Below are 17,784 nucleotides of genomic sequence, written 5' to 3'. Positions count from 1 at the left end.
GGGTGGGAATCGTGCGGCGTGGAGCCGGTCGTCCAGGGGATGATCGTCCCATGACAGCCATGGATGAGCAGGAGCAGCGCCGGCGCCGGCTGGCCGCCTGGCGCGGGTCGCACCGGATGCTGGACCGCCGGTCCACGGACGGAACGGTCGGCGAGGGGCTCGCGGCGCTGATGGCCGGGATCGGGGCCGGTTCAGGCGGCGGGGCCGGTTCGCAGGCCGGTTCCGGAACCGGCGCCCGTCCCCGTCTCGTACACGATCCGGACGATGCGGTGGATGTGTACGGGGGCGGGGTCGTCGCGGAGCTGGAGCGGCGGGTGGCCGGGCTGCTGGGGACGGAGGCGGCGGCGTTCTTCCCGACCGGGACCATGGCCCAGCAGGTGGCACTGCGGTGCTGGGCCGGGCGTACGGGCAACGCCACGGTGGCGCTGCATCCGCTGGCCCACCCGGAGCTGCACGAGGAAGGCGCGCTCGGGGCGGTGAGCGGGCTGCGGACGGTGCACCTGACGGCCGAGCCGCGGATGCCGGGCGCCGAGGAGGTACGGGACCATCCGGAGCCCTTCGGCACGCTGATGCTGGAGCTGCCGTTGCGGGACGCCGGGTTCACGCTGCCCACCTGGGACGAGCTGGAGGCGACCGTGGCAGCGGCCCGGGAGCGGGACGCGGTGGTGCATCTGGACGGGGCGCGGCTCTGGGAGTGCGGGCCGCACTTCGGGCGGGGCCTTAAGGAGATTGCGGCGCTCGCGGACAGCGTGTACGTGTCCTTCTACAAGTCGCTGGACGGGCTGTCGGGGGCGGCGCTGGCGGGTCCTTCGGTGCTGGTGGAGGAGGCGCGGGTGTGGCGTCACCGGTACGGGGGCCAGCTCTTCCAGCAGTATCCGGCGGCGCTCTCCGCGCTGATCGGGCTGGAGAGGGAGCTGCCCCGGCTGCCGTCGTACGTGGCGCACGCGAAGGTGGTGGCCTCGGCGATGGCGGAGGGGTTCGCGGCGGCGGGGCTGCCGTGGTTCCGGGTGCGTCCGGAGCCGCCGCACACGCATCAGTTCCAGGTGTGGCTGCCGTACGGGGCGGAGGTGCTGGACGAGGCGTCGGTGCGGCAGGCGGAGGAGACGGGCGTGACGCTGTTCCGGCGGTGGGGGTCGGGGGCGGCGGGGGCGGCCGGGTTGCCGCCGGGGGTCTCGGTCACCGAGGTGACGGTGTCCGGGGCGGGGCTGGAGTGGTCGGCGGGGGATGTCCGGGACGCGGTCGGGGTGTTCGCGGGGTTGCTGGAGTAGCTCCTGGAGCAGGGCCCTTGTTGAGAGGCCGGCCCCCTGACCTCGGGTTTCCGTCCTCAGACGCCGGGCGGGCTGGAGCGGGGCCCGGCGGGCCGGTTCGGCGTCGGCGGATGCGTCAGCCAGTGGTGGTAGAGGTCGCGCAGGGTCCTGCGGTCGTGGCGGCCCGGCGGGGGCGGTGCCGGCTCGTCCAGGCGGGCCGCGCGGTAGGTGTCGAGCATGTGCTGCTGGATGGCGTCCATGTATCCAGCGTCCGCCTGTCGCCGCAGGGCCGCGCGCTGATTGACGGCGGCCGTCAAATGAGGCGACGGCCCGTCCCCGTACCCCGCACCATGGGACGCGTGAGCGTGCACATAGACATCGCGGGCCTGACCCCCGACCGCATCGATTTCGCGATCTCCCCGCTGGCCGAGCTGGGCGTCGCCCTGCACGCACTCTCCGAGCCGGGCCACCACCCCGGTGTGCACGGCTGGGCCACCGCCACGGCGGCCGGGCTGGAGCCCGATCTCGCGGACCGGCTGATGGAGGCGGAGTTCCTCTGGCGGAACACCTTCTCCGACATCCTCATGCCGTTCGCCGGGATCCGCGGCGGCGACGGGCGGACCGGGGCGACCCTGGCGGAGGACCTGGACATCCTGGACCGGCTGGACGACGAGCGGTTCGTCACGGCGGCCCTGGAGTTCACCTGCAGCAGCCTGTACGGGGCCGGTGCCGCCTCCCCGCTCGCCGATCCGGCGATGCGCGCCCGCGCCCTGGACATGGCGGCGGCCCGGGGCCCGCGCCAGGTGGACTTCACCCGGCGGCTGCTGGCCGACCCCGCTCCCGTACGCCGCTGGCTGAGGCGGCTCTTCGAGGACCTGGACCAGGCGTTCTTCGCGGACACCTGGCGCCGGGTCCAGGTCCAGCTGGTCGCGGACGCCCGGCACAAGTCGGAGCTGCTGCGGCGCAAGGGCCTCGCGGAGGCGGTCGGGGCGGTCTCACCGGCGCTGACCGTGGACGAGGAGGCGGGCAGGATCTCCGTCGACAAACTGGCCGAGGGCCGGACGACCGCCGTCGACCCACAGGTCGGCGCCGGCCTCACCCTGATGCCCAGCACCTTCGGCTGGCCCCATCTGATGGTGCTGCACGCTCCCGGCTGGCGACCGGTGCTCCACTACCCGGTCCGGATGCCCGACCTGCCGACCCCGGCCTCCGTGGAGCTGCTCCAGCGCCGGATGGAGGCGCTGGCCCACCCGATGCGGATGCGCCTGTGCCGCAACCTCGCCCGCTCCCCGTACACCACCGGCGAACTGGCCGAGTCGCACGGCATCACCGCGCCCGAGGTCTCCCGGCATCTGTCGGTGCTCAAGAAGGCGGGCCTGATCACGACGCGGCGCCGCGGACGGTACGTCATGCACCAGCTGGACCTGACGGTCGTCGCCCGCATCGGCAGCGACTTCCTGGAGGGCGTGCTGCGGTAGCCGGAGCCTGCCGCTCAGCCCGCACCGCCGCCCGCGCGCACCAGGCCCGTCTCGTAGGCGAGGACGACGACCTGGACCCGGTCGCGCAGGCTCAGCTTGGTGAGGATGCGGCCGACATGGGTCTTGACCGTGGCCTCGGAGAGGACGAGGCGGGCGGCGATCTCGCCGTTCGAGAGGCCCTGCGCGACCAGGAGCATCACCTCGCGTTCGCGTTCGGTGAGCTTCTCGATGTGCTTGTTCTTCGGCTCCTTCTCGCTGCTCGGCAGCATCGGCGAGAACCGGTCGAGCAGGCGGCGGGTGGTGGACGGGGCCACGACCGCGTCGCCGCTGTGCACCGAGCGGATCGCGGAGAGCAGTTCGGCCGGCGGCACGTCCTTGAGCATGAAGCCGCTCGCGCCCGCCTTCAGCCCGGAGAACGCGTACTCGTCCAGGTCGAACGTCGTCAGGATCAGCACCTTCGGCGGATTCGGCTGCGCACAGATCCGGCGGGTCGCCTCCACCCCGTCCAGGCGCGGCATGCGCACGTCCATCAGGACCACGTCCACCGCCGTGGCGCGCAGGATCTCGATCGCCTCCGCGCCGTCCCCGGCCTCCGCCACCACCTCCATGTCGGGCTGGGCGGCCAGGACCATCCGGAAGCCCGTGCGCAGCAGCACCTGGTCGTCGACGAGCATCACGCGGATGGCCATGGGGGTCTGTCCTGTCCTGTGGGTGGTGGGTCGGAACGTCACTCGGCGGGCTTCAGCGGCAGCAGCGCACTGATCCGGAAGCCGCCTCCGGGCCGCGGCCCCGCGTCCAGCGTGCCGCCGACCATGCCGACCCGCTCCCGCATCCCGATCATCCCGTGCCCGCCGCCGTCCGCGCCGCCGTCCTCGTACAGCTCGTGCGCCGCGCCCCGGCCGTCGTCCTCGACCAGCAGCCCGAGGCCGTCGTCGAAGTAGACCAGCCGGACGCTGGCACCGGCGTCCGGGCCGCCGTGCTTGCGGGTGTTGGTGAGGGCCTCCTGCACGATGCGGTACGCGGTCAGCTCCACGCCGCTCGGCAGCGGCCGCGCGGTGCCCTCCACCTTGAAGTCCACCGCCAGACCGGTCCGCCGCACCTGGTCGACCAGGTCCTCGATCTGCTCCACGTCCGGCTGCGGAACGTACTCCCCGCTCTCCGGCGCGTCACCGGTCCGCAGCACCCCGAGCAGCCGCCGCATCTCCGCCAGCGCCTGCCGGCCGGTGGAGGAGATCGTCTCCAGCGCCTGCCGGGCCTGGTCCGGCGCCGCGTCCATCACGTACGCGGCCCCGTCGGCCTGAACCACCATCACGGACACGTTGTGCGCGACGACATCGTGCAGCTCCCGGGCGATCCGGGCCCGCTCGGCGGCGACCGCGACCTTGGACTGGGCCTCGCGCTCCCGCTCCAGCCGGGCGGCACGCTCCTCCAGCTGGCTGAAGTAGGCCCGCCGGGTCCGCAGCGAGTCGCCCATCACCCAGGCCAGCACGAACGGCACCGTCATGATCACCGTCACGAAGATCTGCTGCGGCCAGGAGCCGCCCGGCTCGGCCTCCCAGCGCACCTGCGAGAGTCCGGCCGCGCTCAGGCTGCAGATCAGGGCCAGCCGGGAGGCCCAGCGCTCCCCGATCGTGGCCACCGTGAAGGTGATCACCAGCATCGCGAAGTTGCCGATGCCCGGCCGGACGTCGCCGACCAGCTGGAGCACGCCGACCGCGATGGCGAGCAGCAGCATCTTCTCGGGCAGCCGCCGGCGCAGCGCCACGACCGTGGAGAGGCCGAGGGCAACCGGAATCGCGAGGATCTCCTCCCGCCCGGCGTCGTACATGCCCGACGCCATCGACATGCCGGAGAGCCCGAGGAGGACGACCGCCCAGAAGACGTCGACGCCCAGCGGGTGTCTGCGGAGAAAATCGTAGAGGCGCTGCACGTAGCCCAGCGTAAGGACAGCGGATAGGTGCCCGGGTCAACCGGAGGATCGATCCAGATCCCGGGACCGTACTCCCCAAGGTGGAGACTGGCCCACATGACGGAGGAGTGGCGCGGGTGGCGGGAGGCGGCCAAGACCGCTCTGTACGGGGACGAGGGCTTCTACCGGAGCCCGGTCCGCAGCCCTCTGGGACCGGCGGGCCACTTCCGTACGTCGGTCCACGCATCGCCCCTGTTCGCGCGGGCGGTGGCCGGGCTGCTGGCCGCGACCGCGAGGGAGCTGTCCACCCGTACGGTCGCGCTGGTCGATGTCGGCGCCGGGCGCGGTGAGCTGCTGACCGGGGTGCTCGCCGCGGTGCCGGAGGGGCTGGAGGTGATCCCGTACGGGGTGGAGGTCGCCGCCCGTCCGCCGGAGCTGGATCCGCGGATCGTCTGGTGCGCCGAGGTGCCGCGGGGCGTGCGCGGGGTGCTCTTCGCCAACGAGTGGCTGGACAACGTGCCGGTGGAGGTGGCGGAGGTGGACGGGGCCGGGGTCGCCCGGTACGTACAGGTGCGGACCTCGGACGGTGCGGAGCGGCCGGGTCCGCCGGTGACGGGTGCGGACGCGGCGTGGCTGGAGCGGTGGTGGCCGCTGTCCGCGCCGGGTGAGCGGGCGGAGATCGGGCGGCCCCGGGACGAGGCGTGGGCGCGGGCGGTCGGTTCGCTGGACGCCGGGCTGGCGGTGGCGGTGGACTACGCGCATGTACGGGGCGGGCGGCCGCCCTTCGGGACGCTGACCGGGTTCCGGGGCGGACGGGAGGTGCGGCCGGTGCCGGACGGGTCGTGCGACCTGACCGCGCATGTGGCGCTGGACGCGTGCGCGGCGGCGGTGCGCCGGGGGACGGCGGAGCTGACGGACCAGCGGGCGGCGCTCGGGCGGCTGGGCGTGTCCGGGGAGCGGCCGCCGCTGAGCCTGGCGGCCTCCGATCCCGCGGCGTACGTACGGGGCCTGTCCTCGGCGGGCGAGGCGGCGGAGCTGACCGCGCGCGGCGGGCTCGGCGACTTCGGGTGGCTGCTGCACCGGGTGGGGCCGGGCCGGGGGTGACCGCCCGCAGGGCCGCGGCGGACAGGGAACAGGCAGGCAACAGGCAGGGAATACTGGTCCCATGACGGAGACGACCATCGGCATCGGCGGCGCGGCGGAGAGCACCGACATGGTGCTGAACATCGGCCCGCAGCACCCCTCCACGCACGGCGTGCTCCGGCTCCGGATCGTCCTGGACGGGGAGCGCGTCCAGCACGCCGAGCCGGTCATCGGCTATATGCACCGGGGCGCGGAGAAGCTCTTCGAGGCGCGCGACTACCGGCAGATCATCATGCTCGCCAACCGCCACGACTGGCTCTCCGCCTTCTCCAACGAACTGGGCGTCGTGATGGCCGTCGAGCGGATGCTCGGCATGGAGGTCCCCGAGCGCGCGGTCTGGACGCGGACGCTCCTCGCCGAGCTGAACCGGGTCCTCAACCACCTGATGTTCCTCGGCTCCTATCCGCTCGAACTCGGCGGCATCACGCCGGTCTTCCACGCCTTCCGCGAGCGCGAGGAGCTCCAGGCGGTGATGGAGGAGGTCTCCGGCGGCCGGATGCACTACATGTTCAACCGGGTCGGCGGGCTCAAGGAGGACGTCCCGGCGGGGTGGCCGGGCCGGGTGCGCGACGCCGTCGCCTCGGTCCGCTCCCGCATGGACATCTACGAGAACCTGGTCCTCGGCAACGAGATCTTCCGGGCGCGTACGCGCGACGTCGGCGTGCTCTCGGCCGGAGCGGTGCACGCGTACGGGGTGTCGGGGCCGATCGCGCGCGCCTCGGGCGTCGACTTCGACCTGCGGCGCGACGAGCCGTACCTCGCGTACGGAGAGCTCCAGGACACCCTGAAGGTGGTCACCCGGACCGAGGGCGACTGCCTGGCCCGCTTCGAGTGCCTGCTGGAGCAGACCCTGAACTCGCTGGACCTGGCGGACGCCTGCCTGGACCGGATGGCGGGTCTGGAGCCCGGGCCGGTCAACCAGCGGCTGCCCAAGGTGCTCAAGGCGCCCGAGGGCCACACGTACGCCTGGACGGAGAACCCGCTCGGCCTCAACGGCTACTACCTGGTCTCCAAGGGGGAGAAGACCCCGTACCGGCTGAAGCTGCGGTCCGCCTCCTTCAACAACATCCAGGCGCTCACCGAACTGCTGCCGGGGACGCTGGTCTCCGACATGGTGGCGATCCTGGGGTCGCTCTTCTTCGTCGTCGGGGACATCGACAAGTAGCGGACCGCTACCGCGGGCTCCTAGGACACCGCGTGGCTCTAAGACACCGCGTGGCCCTAGGAGACCGCGCCGCGCAGTTCCGCCACGTCGATCTGCTCGGTCTCGTCGTGCGCGGTGAGGTCGATGACCTTGCCCACGGCCCGGTTCTGCACCGCTCCCGTGCGGTGGACGGCGAGCGCCTCCTCGCCGACGACGTCCGCGAGGTCCTCGTTCTGCACGGACTCGATCGCGGCGTTGGCCTTCCGGGCGTTCTGGGCGTTCTGGGTGCCGAAGAAGTCGAAGTTGCCCTGCGGGACCAGGTGTCGGCGGGCCGTCGCGTACGGCACGACGGCCGAGGCGGCGGGGACCCTACGCGGTACGTGGACGGGCGCGGCGGAGACCGGGGCCGGCGGGGTGGTCGACGGGCGGCCGTGCTGGTGGTGCTCGCCGGCCCCGGAGACCGCCGCGTCCTTCCCCTGCGGGTCTTCCCCCTCCGCGCTCCGGTCACCGGCGATGGCACGGGCGGTCGCTTCCGCGCGACGCGCTTCCTGGAGTGCGGCGTTACGGGTGAGGTGCAGCAGGGCCTCGTCCGCGCGGCGGTAGGCCTCCGGGGTCGGCGTCGACCGTCCGGCGGGCAGCTCGGCAGGGGAGGAGGCGGCCTCGATGGCGAGCTGCCTGCGGCCCTCCAGCGCACTGGCCCGCTCGGTCTCGGCGTTGGCGTACCGGCGGAGCAGGCCCGCGTGCTCGCCGCGCAGTCCGGCGAGCTCCACGCGCTTGCGGCGGAGCTTGGTCTCCAGACGGGTGCGCAGCTCGCGCGACTCCTCCAGATCCTGCTCCAGCTCGGCTATGCGCTCCTCGGCCCGCCACTCGTCACGGGTACGGGCCCGCTCCAGCTCGGCGACCCGCAGCCCTGCGGCCCGGTCCCAGCTGCGCATCAGATACGCGCCGGTCAGGGCGGCGGCGGCCACGGCGGCCACCAGGCCGCGCAGCGCGAGCGGTTCGGCGAGGAACCAGGCGCCGGTGGCACCGACGACCGACACTCCCGCCACCGCGGAGGGCGGCAGGATTCTGTGAAGGGGTGGCGAATGGCGGTGGCGTCCACGTGGCATGGCCTGAAATTTACCGTGTGTACGCGCTACTTGGGGGGCCGCCCGGCAATCTTTCCCGGCCGGTTACCTGACGGCCCCCCGAAGCCCCCTGGTTCTTGATCGGGAACTCTCCGCGACCGGGGCTCACTTCCTGATCAAGACCTACTTCTTGATCAGGCCCTTCGACTCCAGATACTCCTTCGCCACGTCGGTCGGCTTCGCGCGCTCGGCGTCGACCTTGCGGTTCAGCTCGGCGAGATCTTCCGTGGTGAGGGTGTCGGTGAGCTTTCCGAGCGCGGCGGCGATCTCCGGAGCACCCGCGTCCTTGGCATTGAGCACCGGCAGGACGTTGTCGGCGTTCTGGAGCTTCTTGTCGTCCTCCAGGAACACCAGACCGTCCAGCACCGCGTCCGTGGTGGTCGTCAGGACCAGCTCGACCTTGCCGTCGCGGACGGCCTGCTTGGACTGCGGGGTGCCGACGCCCTTCGGGTCGATACCGGTGACGTCGATGCCGTACGTCTTCTTCAGACCCGGTGCGCAGAAGGGCCGCACCTCGCACTCGTCGCCCGCCGCGATCTTGACCTTGAGCTTCGACTTTCCGAGATCGGAAAGGGTCTTGAGGTTGTTCTTCTCGGCGAATTCCTTGGAGACCGCGAAGGCGTTCTGGTCGACGGCCTTCCCGGCCGGGAGCACCTTGAGGCCCAGCGGTTCCGCGAGCTTCTCCAGTGCGGCGACCGTGGCGGCGGCGTCACCGGAGGCGAGGGGCGCGTTCTGCGCCTTCTCCGCGCCGTTCACCTTGGCGTTGAGGAATTCGGTGATGGTGGCGGCGTATTCGGGTACGACGTCGATCTCGCCCTTCTCCAGCGAGGGCTCGTACAGCTCACGGTTCTTCACCGTGGTGACCGAGGTGCTGTACCCGGCGTCGCCGAGGATCTGCGCGTACAGCTCGGCGAGCACCTTGGACTCGGTGAAGGCGGCCGAGCCGACCACGAGCGAGCCCTTCTTGCCGTCGCCGCCCGAGGAGCCGGAGCCGCCCTTCTCCTGCTCCAGGCTGTCGCCGCCGCAGGCCGCGAGCGACCCGGTCAGCGCCACGATGCCGATGACCGCTCCGGCTATCCGCGAGGTTCTGCTCATGTCTGTTCTCCGTCCGAACTCAAGAAAGGTTGACGTAAAGGGAAGATGAGGGGCCGCCGGTGCCTCACGCGATCCGGCGGCGGCGCAGGGGTGACAGCACCCGGTCCAGCGCCACCAGCACCGCTTCCACCAGCAGGGCCAGCGCGGCGACCAGGATCGCGCCCGCGAAGACCTGCGCGGTGTCGTAGGTGTTGAACCCGGCGGTGATGATCCGGCCGAGGCCGCCGAGGCCGACCATGGCGGCGATCGAGGCGGTGGCCACGACCTGGACGGCGGCGGAGCGCAGCCCGGTCATGATCATCGGGTAGGCGAGCGGCAGCTCGACCCGGACGAAGAGCTGCCCGCCGGACATCCCCATGCCCCGGGCGGCCTCCACCACGGACCGGTCCACCTCCCGCATCCCGACATAGGCGTTGGTCAGCAGCGGCGGCACGGCGAACAGCACCAGCGCGATGATCGTGGGCCAGTAGCCGGAGTTGCGCAGGGGCGTGACCATGAAGAGGGCCAGCACCGCGAAGACCGGGATGGCCCGGCCCACGTTGGAGATGTTGACCGCGAGCGCGCCGCCCCTGCCGATGTGGCCCAGGTAGAGCGCGAGCGGGAGGGCGATGGCGCAGGCCACCGCGAGGGCGACCCCGCTGACGTACAGATGCTCGCCGAGCCGGTGCGCGGCGCCGCCGTCGCCCGACCAGTTGGCCCCGGTGGTGAGCCAGGTCCAGGCTTCGCCGATGACTCCCACGGGTCAGCCCGCCTCCACCTTCGCCGGGGCGGACATGCCCGCCGGACCACCCGAACCGCCAGGAGCACCCGCACTGCTCAAACCACCCGAAACGCGCGGATCGTCCGCACCACGGGAACCGTCCACACCGTCCGTACCCGTACCTGTATCCCCCGTCGCCGCCCGTATACGCGTCCAGGGCGTCAGCAGCCGCTGAACTCCCAGGAGCAGCAGGTCGGCGGTGACGGCGAGCAGCACGCAGAGCACCGAGGCGGCGAGCACCTGCGCCTTGAAGAAGCTCGGCAGCGCGTCCTCGATGAGGTTGCCGAGGCCGCCCTTGCCGACGAGCGAGCCGACCGTGGTCAGCGCGACCGTCGACACGGTGGCTATGCGCAGCCCCGCCATCAGCGCGGGCAGCGCCAGCGGGAGCTCCACCTCCCACAGCAGCCGCCACGGCCCGTATCCCATGCCCCGGGCGGCCTCCTTGGCCTCCTCGGGGACGGCTTCGAGGCCGGCCAGGATGTTCCGTACGAGGATGGTCAGCGAATAGAGCACCAGGCCCGTGACGACGAGCGCGGCCGAGAGCCCGAACAGGGGCAGCAGCAGCGAGAACATCGCCAGCGAGGGCACGGTGTAGAGGATCGTCGTCAGCCCGAGCACCGGTCCGGCGAAGCCGCGGCCCCGGCGGGCGAGCAGCGCCAGCGGAAAGGCGACCGCGAGCCCGATGAGCACCGAGACCACCGTGATCCCGATGTGCTGCACGGTGGCGTCGGTCAACTCCTGGCTGCGAGTACGCAGATACTCGCCGCAGATCCAGTCGTTCGTCGCCAGGCAGTCCGCTCCGGCCATCCGGCCCCACCTCCCGTTTCCGTGTCGCGCCCGTGTCGAACTGATGCCCGGCGAGCCTATCCTCGACCACTGACAATCGCGGAGGCTGTCGCATTCCGGCAACACGCCCTTCACAGAACACCCTCCACAATGGGGAATCATGATCCGTTTCGAGCACGTCACCAAGCGGTACGCGGACGGCACCACCGCCGTCGACGACCTTTCCTTCGAGGTCGCCGAGGGTGAACTGGTCACGCTCGTCGGACCTTCCGGCTGCGGCAAGACGACCACCATGAAGATGGTGAACCGGCTGATCGAACCGACCGAGGGCACGATATTCCTCGACGGGGACGACATATCCGCCATCGACCCCGTCGAACTCCGCCGCCGCATCGGCTATGTGATCCAGCAGGTGGGCCTCTTCCCGCACAAGACGGTGCTGGAGAACACCGCGACCGTCCCCCATCTCCTGGGCTGGAAGCGCGGAAAGGGACGCGAACGCGCCGCCGAACTCCTGGACCTCGTCGGACTCGACCCTTCCGTTTACGGTGACCGCTATCCGGAACAGTTGTCCGGCGGCCAGCGTCAACGCGTCGGAGTCGCCCGCGCGCTGGCCGCCGACCCGCCCGTCCTGCTGATGGACGAGCCTTTCGGAGCGGTCGACCCGGTCGTCCGCGAACGGCTCCAGAACGAATTCCTCAAACTCCAGGCCCAGGTCCGTAAAACCGTGCTGTTCGTCACGCACGACATCGAGGAGGCCGTCCGTCTCGGCGACCGGATCGCGGTGTACGGGAGTGGCCGCATCGAGCAGTTCGACTCCCCCGCCACCGTCCTCGGCGCCCCCGCCACCCCGTACGTGGCCGACTTCGTCGGCGCCGACCGCGGGCTGAAGCGGCTCTCGGTGACCCCCATCGAGGAGAGCGACCTCCACCAGCCGCCCGTCGTCCACCTCGACGACTCGCTGGCAGAGGCCACCGCACGGCTCCGCTCCGAGGGCGCGCGCTGGGCGGTCGTCCTGGACGGCCAGGACAACCTGCACGGCTGGATCCCCGTCGGCAGCGCGTCCGCCCCGGACGCGAAGGGCACCGTCCGCGAGCACGCCCGCCGCATGGAGGCCTGGCTTCCGCTCGGCGCGCCGCTCAAGCAGGCCTTCGCCACCATGCTCCAGCACGACGCCGGCTGGATCGCGGTCATCGACAAGGAGAGCGAGGGCCGCTTCCTCGGCGTACTGACCCCGGCCCGGCTGCACGAGGCGCTGCGCCGCTCGATCGACGCCGACGCGCAAGCCGTACCGCGCGCGGAGGTCGCCGTGGAGACGGTCGCCTCCGCGTAGCCGGGCCGCGGGCCCCGGCGCGCACTGCGGGGCCCGTGGGCGGGCCGGCCCCTCACTGCGCGCTGAGGCGCCCGCTCAGCCACTCCAGCGCCGGCGGGATCTCCCGCCGCCAGGTCGTGAAGTTGTGCCCGCCGCTGTCCAGCACGATCGAGGACACCTGGGCGGGCGCCTTCACCCGGTCGATGAACTCCATCGTGCTCCTCAAGTTGTTCTCGCCCTGCCGTGAGGTCGTCACCAGGAAGGAGCCGCCGGACGGCGGCCGGTTCTTCAGCGTCCACATCAGGTCGGCCCGGTCGCGCAGCTCCTGCTTCCCGTGGAACAGGTCGCCGGTCGTCGGGTCCTCTGCGGCTTTGTAGTACGCGGAGAGCCCGGCGCTCGCCGCGTACCGGTCCGGGTGGTGCAGGCCGATCTTCAACGCGCAGTAGCCGCCGGTCGAGTTGCCGATGATGCCCCAGTTACGGGCGTTCTTCCCGACCCGGTACGACTGTCCGATCGCCTCCGGGAGGTCCTTCGCGAAGAACGTCTCCGTCCGCGGCCCCTCCGGTATGTCCACGCACTCGGTGTCGCGCGGTGGCGCCACCGACGGCCGCAGCATCACCAGGATCATCGGCTGCGCCTTGCCCGCCTTCACGCGCTCGTGCGCCGTCTGCGGATACCGCAGGCCCGTGAGAAGGCCCTCCGCCATCCCCGGATAGCCGGTCAGCACCACCACCGCCGGGAACGTCCGCTTCGCGTACGCGCTCCGGAAGTACTCCGGCGGCAGATAGACGTACGCCGGTGTCTTGAGGCCCGAGAGCCGCCCGGAGACCACCACCTTGTCGATCCGCCCGCCCACCGACGGCGCTCCGCCGCCCGGCACATCCGGGCGCTGCGTACCGATCCGCGTCATGTTGGGGGAGCCGGGACCGCCGTCCGGGTGGTCGCTGACCACGCCCAACTCCTGCTTCTGGCCGAAGAGGTCCGCCCAGGAACCGTAGAAGAGGAACGCGTTGTTCACCGCCAGACCGACCGAGGCGAACAGCGTCAGCTGGGTCGCCAGCAGCAGCCCCACCCGGCCCGTCACGGCGGCGGCGCTCCGCCGGGCCAGCCGTGGCCAGAGCCAGACCGTGGCGGCGAACAGTGCCACCGCGAAGGCCGCCACGACCGCCAGAACTACCTTGCTGGTGAGACCCATGAGTCTGCTTTCTCCGTCTTTCGCTACTTGTCCGCCGCGTTCCCGCCGCGTCTCCGAGGGGAAATTTCCGGAATGTGGATGAACCCTCACCACCCGCGCCCCGTCCTAGAGGGAGCACATCGTCCGGAACGGCCGACCGCCGACGGACCCACGAACCTGCACTCTCATCTGGAGCCACGGAAGCGATGTCTGTCACGGTAGATGGGGATAAATCGGTATCGGTTCCGCAGCGGATGCGGCGGCTGCTGCGCGGCCCGCGCCCCGAAGCCGTACCGGCCGTCGTCGGCACCGCCTGCACCGTCGTCGGCCTGATCGACGTCGTCGCCGGGGTCTTCCCGCGCTTCCGGCACAGCCGGATGCACAGCCTCGCCGAGGTGCTGCCCGGAGCGCTCGGCCCGTTCGCCGCCGCGCTCTCGCTGAGCGCGGGCGTCCTGCTGCTCCTGCTCGCACACGGGCTGAAGCGGCGCAAGCGGCGGGCCTGGCGGGCGGCGGTGGTGCTGCTCCCGGCGGGGGCCGTGGCGCAGTTCGCGTACCGCCACTCGGTCGTCGGCGTGCTGGTCTCGCTGACGCTCTGCGCGCTCCTCCTACGCCACCGGGACCAGTTCCGGGCGCTGCCCGACCCGCGCAGCCGCTGGCGGGCGCTGGCCAACTTCGTCCTGCTCGGGGCCTCTTCGCTGGCGCTCGGCCTGGTCATCGTCTCCGTCCACCCCGGCCGCGTCGTCGGTGCCCCGTCCATCGCGGACCGGCTCCAGCACGTGCTGTACGGCCTGTTCGGCGTGGAGGGGCCGGTCGACTACGCCGGGCGGACCAGCTGGACCGTGGCGTACTCGCTCGGCGCGCTCGGCCTGCTGACCGCCGTCACCACGATCTACCTCGCCTTCCGGCCCGAGCACCCGGCCGCCCGCCTCACCGAGGACGACGAGAGCCGGCTGCGGGCGCTGCTGGCGACGCACGGCGGCCGCGACTCGCTCGGCCACTTCGCGCTCCGCCGCGACAAGGCCGTCGTCTTCTCCCCCAGCGGCAAGGCCGCCGTCTGCTACCGGGTCGTCTCCGGGGTGATGCTGGCCGGCGGCGACCCGATCGGCGATGTGGAGGCCTGGCCGGGCGCCATCGAGCGGTTCATGGACGAGGCGAAGGCGCACTCCTGGACGCCGGCCGTGATGGGGTGCAGCGAGCGCGGCGGCGAGGTCTGGACCCGCGAGACCGGACTCACCGCCCTGGAGCTGGGCGACGAGGCGGTGGTGGACGTCGCGGATTTCTCCCTCGCCGGGCGGGCCATGCGGAACGTACGCCAGATGGTGGGGCGCATCGAACGAGGCGGCTACGAGACCCGGGTCCGGCGAGCACGTGACATCGGCCCCACCGAGCTGGAGCGCATCCGCCGCGCCGCCGCCGACTGGCGCGGCACCGACACCGAGCGCGGCTTCTCCATGGCGCTCGGCCGGATCGGCGACCCCGCCGACGGCGACTGCGTGATCGCCACCGCCCATCTGCCCGGCTCCGGTACGGAGGACTCCCCGCACGGCGACCTGAAGGCCGTCCTCCACTTCGTACCGTGGGGCCGCGACGGGATGTCCCTGGAGCTGATGCGCCGCGACCGCTCGGCCGACCCCGGCATGAACGAGCTGCTGATCGTCGCCTCGCTCCAGGCCGCCGGAAAGCTCGGCGTCAAGCAGGTCTCGCTGAACTTCGCGATGTTCCGCTCGGCGCTGGCCCGTGGCGAGCGGCTCGGCGCCGGACCGGTGCTGCGCGGCTGGCGCGGGCTGCTGATCTTCCTCTCGCGCTGGTTCCAGATCGAGTCGCTGTACAAGTTCAACGCCAAGTTCAAGCCGCGCTGGGAGCCGCGCTTCGTGGTCTTCCGCACCAGCCGCGACCTGCCGCGCATCGGGATCGCGGCGATGCGGGCGGAGGGGTTCGTGAACGTCTCGCTGCCCCGCCCGTTCCGCTCCCGCGACCGACACCCGTGCGGTCACGCGCTGCGCACGGCCCCGGAGCGCGAGGTGAGCGCGGCGTAGCGGACGGCGTGGCGGGCCTAGGCTGGAAGCATGAGTACGTCACGCGTGCGCGGCACGGTCCGAGGACTGCCGGAGTGGGACCGCTGTGCGGTCATGGGGGTCGTCAACGTGACGCCCGACTCCTTCTCCGACGGCGGCCGCTGGTTCGACACCACGGCCGCCGTCAAGCACGGTCTCGACCTGGTGTCCGAAGGCGCCGACCTGGTCGACGTCGGCGGTGAGTCGACCCGGCCGGGTGCCAGCCGGGTGGACGAGTCGGAGGAGCTGCGGCGGGTCGTCCCGGTCGTCAAGGGGCTGGCCTCCGAGGGCGTCACCGTCTCCGTGGACACCATGCGCGCCCGCGTCGCAGAGAAGGCCGTCGCCGCCGGGGCCGTCCTGGTCAACGACGTGAGCGGCGGCCTCGCGGACCCGGACATGATCCCGGCCGTCGCCGCCGCCGAGGTGCCGTTCGTGGTGATGCACTGGCGGGGCTTCAGCGAGTCGATGAACAGCAGGGCGGTGTACGAGGACGTGGTCGCCGAGGTCCTCGGCGAGCTGCGGCAGCGGATGGACGCGGTGATCGCGGGCGGCGTCGCCCCGGAACGCGTGGTGATCGACCCCGGCCTCGGCTTCGCGAAGCTGGCCCCGCACGACCTGGCCCTCGTCGCGCACCTGGACGATCTGCACGCGCTGGGCCGCCCGCTGCTGGTGGCCGCCTCCCGCAAACGCTTCCTCGGCCACGTCCTGGCCGGGCCCGGCGCCACCCTGCCGCCCGCCCGCGAACGCGATGCGGCGACGGCGGCGGTCTCCGCCCTCGCGGCCCGGGCGGGGGCCTGGGCGGTCCGGGTCCACGAGGTCGGCGCCACCGCCGACGCCGTACGGGTCGCCCGCGCCGTCGAGGGAGCCGCGTGAACGAGGACCACGCGTCGGCCGCCGCCGACATCGCGGAGGTCGAGGCCGCCAACACCGCCTTCTACGAGGCGCTGGAGCGCGGCGACCACGAGGCGCTCTCCGACGGGTGGCTGCCGGGCGAGGACCTCACCGTCTCCTGCGTCCACCCGGGGTGGCCGGTGCTCACGGGCCGCGGCGACGTGCTCCGCAGCTACGCGCTGATCATGGCGAACACCGAGTACATCCAGTTCTTCCTCACCGACGTCAACGTGGCGATGACCGGGGACACCGCGCTGGTGACCTGCACCGAGAACATCCTCAGCGGCGGCCCGGCCGAGGAGGGCAGCGACCTGGGGCCGCTGGTGGGCCAGCTGGTCGTCGCCACCAACGTGTTCCGGCGCACGCCCGAGGGGTGGAAGCTCTGGTCCCACCACGGCTCGCCGGTCCTGGCGGAGACCGACGACGAGGACGACGACGAACCGTCGTCCTGACGACGCGCAGCCACCCTCCCGAGTGGGTAAGGGACGGGCAGGGGTTGGAGTCCCCGACCGCGGGTATGGGCGGCTACCAGTCCCGTGAGGCGCTGTCCATGGCCCCCACGGGCGAGCACTGCCGGTGCTCGCAGGTAGATTCGAAAGAAGGCACCTCGCCGCCCGCACGCGGCCGGGTGCCTCTTGGACCAACGACAGCAGGAGTGATTCGCGTGGATCGTGTCGCGCTGCGCGGCCTCAAGGCCCGTGGGCACCACGGCGTCTTCCCCAAGGAACGGGAAGAGGGCCAGACCTTCATCGTCGACCTGGTGCTCGGCCTCGACACCCGCCCCGCGGCAGCCACCGACGACCTGGCCCGCACCGTGCACTACGGCGTGGTGGCCGAAGAGGTCGTCGAAGTGGTGACGGGCGAGCCGGTCGACCTGATCGAGACGCTCGCCGAGCGCATCGCCCAGCAGTGCCTGAAGCACGAAGGTGTCCAGGAGGTCGAGGTCGTGGTGCACAAGCCGGACGCGCCGATCACCGTCCCCTTCGACGACGTGACCATCACCATCACCCGGAGCCGAGCATGACCGCTTTTTCCACCGCGGGGCAGAGCGACCCGACCGTCCAGCCGGTACCCACCGCCGTCGTCAAGCAGGTGGACGCCGCCGACATCACCCTCTCCAACCCCAAGATGGCCGTGATCGCCCTCGGCTCCAACCTGGGCAACCGGCTGGAGACCCTCCAGGGCGCCGTCGACGCGCTGGAGGACACCCCGGGCCTGCGGGTCAAGGCCGTCTCCCCGGTCTACGAGACGGAGCCCTGGGGCGTCGCGGCCGACAGCCAGCCCTCCTACTTCAACGCGGTCATCCTCGTGAAGACGACGCTGCCGCCCGCATCCCTGCTGGAGCGCGGCCAGGCCGTCGAGGAGGCCTTCGACCGGGTCCGCGAGGAGCGGTGGGGCCCGCGCACGATCGACGTCGACATCGTGTCGTACGCCGACGTCCTCTCCGACGACCCGGTGCTCACCCTCCCCCACCCCCGCGCCCACGAGCGGGCCTTCGTCCTCGCCCCCTGGCACGACATGGACCCCGAGGCCCAACTGCCCGGCGCCGGCCCGGTCGCCGAGCTGCTCGCCGGGGTCGGCCGCGAAGGCGTCCTGCCCCGCGCCGACCTGGAACTGCGCCTGCCGGAGTAATCGTTAGGCTCGACGGGCACGAGCTGAAGCAA

General features: G+C 72.1%; 18 protein-coding genes. 10 read left to right on the top strand and 8 right to left on the bottom strand.

Features of this window, described 5'->3' with window-relative positions:
* Nucleotides 1-50 precede the first annotated feature (50 nt).
* Nucleotides 51-1,268: a threonine aldolase family protein gene (locus tag ACIRR8_RS12210; protein ID WP_404062430.1), complete on the top strand. Its 1,218-nt coding sequence runs from the start codon at nucleotides 51-53 to the stop codon at nucleotides 1,266-1,268.
* Between the two features lie 56 nt (nucleotides 1,269-1,324).
* Here ACIRR8_RS12210 and ACIRR8_RS12205 read toward each other — a convergent pair whose 3' ends face one another.
* Complete coding sequence (locus tag ACIRR8_RS12205; RefSeq protein WP_404062427.1) at nucleotides 1,325-1,507, bottom strand: hypothetical protein; 183 nt, start codon at nucleotides 1,505-1,507, stop codon at nucleotides 1,325-1,327.
* Between the two features lie 105 nt (nucleotides 1,508-1,612).
* On the opposite strand from ACIRR8_RS12205, the gene ACIRR8_RS12200 reads away from it, so the two are divergent.
* The gene (locus ACIRR8_RS12200; protein WP_404062604.1) at nucleotides 1,613-2,725 is read left to right on the top strand and encodes a DUF5937 family protein; all 1,113 of its coding nucleotides are present in this window, start codon (nucleotides 1,613-1,615) and stop codon (nucleotides 2,723-2,725) included.
* 14 nt (nucleotides 2,726-2,739) lie between these two features.
* Here ACIRR8_RS12200 and ACIRR8_RS12195 read toward each other — a convergent pair whose 3' ends face one another.
* Together ACIRR8_RS12195 and ACIRR8_RS12190 are read right to left on the bottom strand one after the other, a co-directional pair.
* Nucleotides 2,740-3,414, bottom strand: a complete 675-nt coding sequence (locus tag ACIRR8_RS12195) for a response regulator transcription factor (RefSeq protein WP_161033006.1) — start codon at nucleotides 3,412-3,414, stop codon at nucleotides 2,740-2,742.
* 38 nt (nucleotides 3,415-3,452) lie between these two features.
* Nucleotides 3,453-4,655 carry a sensor histidine kinase gene (locus ACIRR8_RS12190; RefSeq protein ID WP_404062424.1) on the bottom strand — a complete coding sequence of 401 codons (1,203 nt, stop codon included), beginning with the start codon at nucleotides 4,653-4,655 and terminating at the stop codon, nucleotides 3,453-3,455.
* Nucleotides 4,656-4,751: 96 nt separating this feature from the next.
* Here ACIRR8_RS12190 and ACIRR8_RS12185 point away from each other — a divergent pair, with 96 nt between their 5' ends.
* Both ACIRR8_RS12185 and ACIRR8_RS12180 read left to right on the top strand, forming a co-directional pair.
* The gene (locus tag ACIRR8_RS12185; protein WP_404062422.1) at nucleotides 4,752-5,738 is read left to right on the top strand and encodes an SAM-dependent methyltransferase; all 987 of its coding nucleotides are present in this window, start codon (nucleotides 4,752-4,754) and stop codon (nucleotides 5,736-5,738) included.
* Nucleotides 5,739-5,799: 61 nt separating this feature from the next.
* Nucleotides 5,800-6,942: an NADH-quinone oxidoreductase subunit D gene (locus tag ACIRR8_RS12180; RefSeq protein WP_404062419.1), complete on the top strand. Its 1,143-nt coding sequence runs from the start codon at nucleotides 5,800-5,802 to the stop codon at nucleotides 6,940-6,942.
* Between the two features lie 56 nt (nucleotides 6,943-6,998).
* Here ACIRR8_RS12180 and ACIRR8_RS12175 read toward each other — a convergent pair whose 3' ends face one another.
* From ACIRR8_RS12175 to ACIRR8_RS12160, 4 genes are all read right to left on the bottom strand, one after another.
* Nucleotides 6,999-8,030 carry a hypothetical protein gene (locus ACIRR8_RS12175; RefSeq protein ID WP_404062417.1) on the bottom strand — a complete coding sequence of 344 codons (1,032 nt, stop codon included), beginning with the start codon at nucleotides 8,028-8,030 and terminating at the stop codon, nucleotides 6,999-7,001.
* A gap of 141 nt (nucleotides 8,031-8,171) precedes the next feature.
* Nucleotides 8,172-9,143: an ABC transporter substrate-binding protein gene (locus ACIRR8_RS12170; protein ID WP_404062414.1), complete on the bottom strand. Its 972-nt coding sequence runs from the start codon at nucleotides 9,141-9,143 to the stop codon at nucleotides 8,172-8,174.
* 64 nt (nucleotides 9,144-9,207) lie between these two features.
* Nucleotides 9,208-9,882 carry an ABC transporter permease gene (locus tag ACIRR8_RS12165; protein WP_404062411.1) on the bottom strand — a complete coding sequence of 225 codons (675 nt, stop codon included), beginning with the start codon at nucleotides 9,880-9,882 and terminating at the stop codon, nucleotides 9,208-9,210.
* 3 nt (nucleotides 9,883-9,885) lie between these two features.
* Nucleotides 9,886-10,710, bottom strand: a complete 825-nt coding sequence (locus ACIRR8_RS12160) for an ABC transporter permease (RefSeq protein ID WP_404062407.1) — start codon at nucleotides 10,708-10,710, stop codon at nucleotides 9,886-9,888.
* A 139-nt stretch (nucleotides 10,711-10,849) separates the two neighbouring features.
* Here ACIRR8_RS12160 and ACIRR8_RS12155 point away from each other — a divergent pair, with 139 nt between their 5' ends.
* Nucleotides 10,850-12,022 (top strand): ABC transporter ATP-binding protein, encoded by a 1,173-nt coding sequence (locus tag ACIRR8_RS12155; protein WP_404062404.1) that lies wholly within the window; start codon nucleotides 10,850-10,852, stop codon nucleotides 12,020-12,022.
* Between the two features lie 52 nt (nucleotides 12,023-12,074).
* Here the strand turns inward: ACIRR8_RS12155 and ACIRR8_RS12150 are convergent, their stop codons facing one another.
* Nucleotides 12,075-13,196 (bottom strand): alpha/beta hydrolase, encoded by a 1,122-nt coding sequence (locus tag ACIRR8_RS12150; protein WP_404062401.1) that lies wholly within the window; start codon nucleotides 13,194-13,196, stop codon nucleotides 12,075-12,077.
* Nucleotides 13,197-13,381: 185 nt separating this feature from the next.
* Here ACIRR8_RS12150 and ACIRR8_RS12145 point away from each other — a divergent pair, with 185 nt between their 5' ends.
* The 5 genes from ACIRR8_RS12145 to folK all read left to right on the top strand — a co-directional run bounded on the left by ACIRR8_RS12145 (nucleotide 13,382) and on the right by folK (nucleotide 17,752).
* Nucleotides 13,382-15,211, top strand: a complete 1,830-nt coding sequence (locus ACIRR8_RS12145) for a phosphatidylglycerol lysyltransferase domain-containing protein (RefSeq protein ID WP_404062398.1) — start codon at nucleotides 13,382-13,384, stop codon at nucleotides 15,209-15,211.
* 93 nt (nucleotides 15,212-15,304) lie between these two features.
* On the top strand, nucleotides 15,305-16,102 hold the full coding sequence (gene folP / locus ACIRR8_RS12140) for a dihydropteroate synthase (RefSeq protein ID WP_404062602.1): 798 nt from the start codon (nucleotides 15,305-15,307) through the stop codon (nucleotides 16,100-16,102).
* Nucleotides 16,099-16,572 carry a nuclear transport factor 2 family protein gene (locus ACIRR8_RS12135; RefSeq protein WP_404062396.1) on the top strand — a complete coding sequence of 158 codons (474 nt, stop codon included), beginning with the start codon at nucleotides 16,099-16,101 and terminating at the stop codon, nucleotides 16,570-16,572. The genes folP and ACIRR8_RS12135 overlap by 4 nt, the downstream gene beginning before the upstream one ends.
* A gap of 212 nt (nucleotides 16,573-16,784) precedes the next feature.
* The gene (gene folB, locus ACIRR8_RS12130; protein WP_404062393.1) at nucleotides 16,785-17,144 is read left to right on the top strand and encodes a dihydroneopterin aldolase; all 360 of its coding nucleotides are present in this window, start codon (nucleotides 16,785-16,787) and stop codon (nucleotides 17,142-17,144) included.
* On the top strand, nucleotides 17,141-17,752 hold the full coding sequence (folK, locus tag ACIRR8_RS12125) for a 2-amino-4-hydroxy-6-hydroxymethyldihydropteridine diphosphokinase (protein ID WP_404062390.1): 612 nt from the start codon (nucleotides 17,141-17,143) through the stop codon (nucleotides 17,750-17,752). Before folB ends, folK begins: the two co-directional genes overlap by 4 nt.
* The last annotated feature ends 32 nt before the right edge of the window (nucleotides 17,753-17,784 follow it).

This window comes from Streptomyces sp. NPDC101178 (genome assembly GCF_044767965.1).
In the GTDB taxonomy this organism is placed as follows: domain Bacteria; phylum Actinomycetota; class Actinomycetes; order Streptomycetales; family Streptomycetaceae; genus Streptomyces.
Note: the sequence above shows the minus strand (reverse complement) of the source record. Positions and strands in the feature narration are given on the sequence as shown.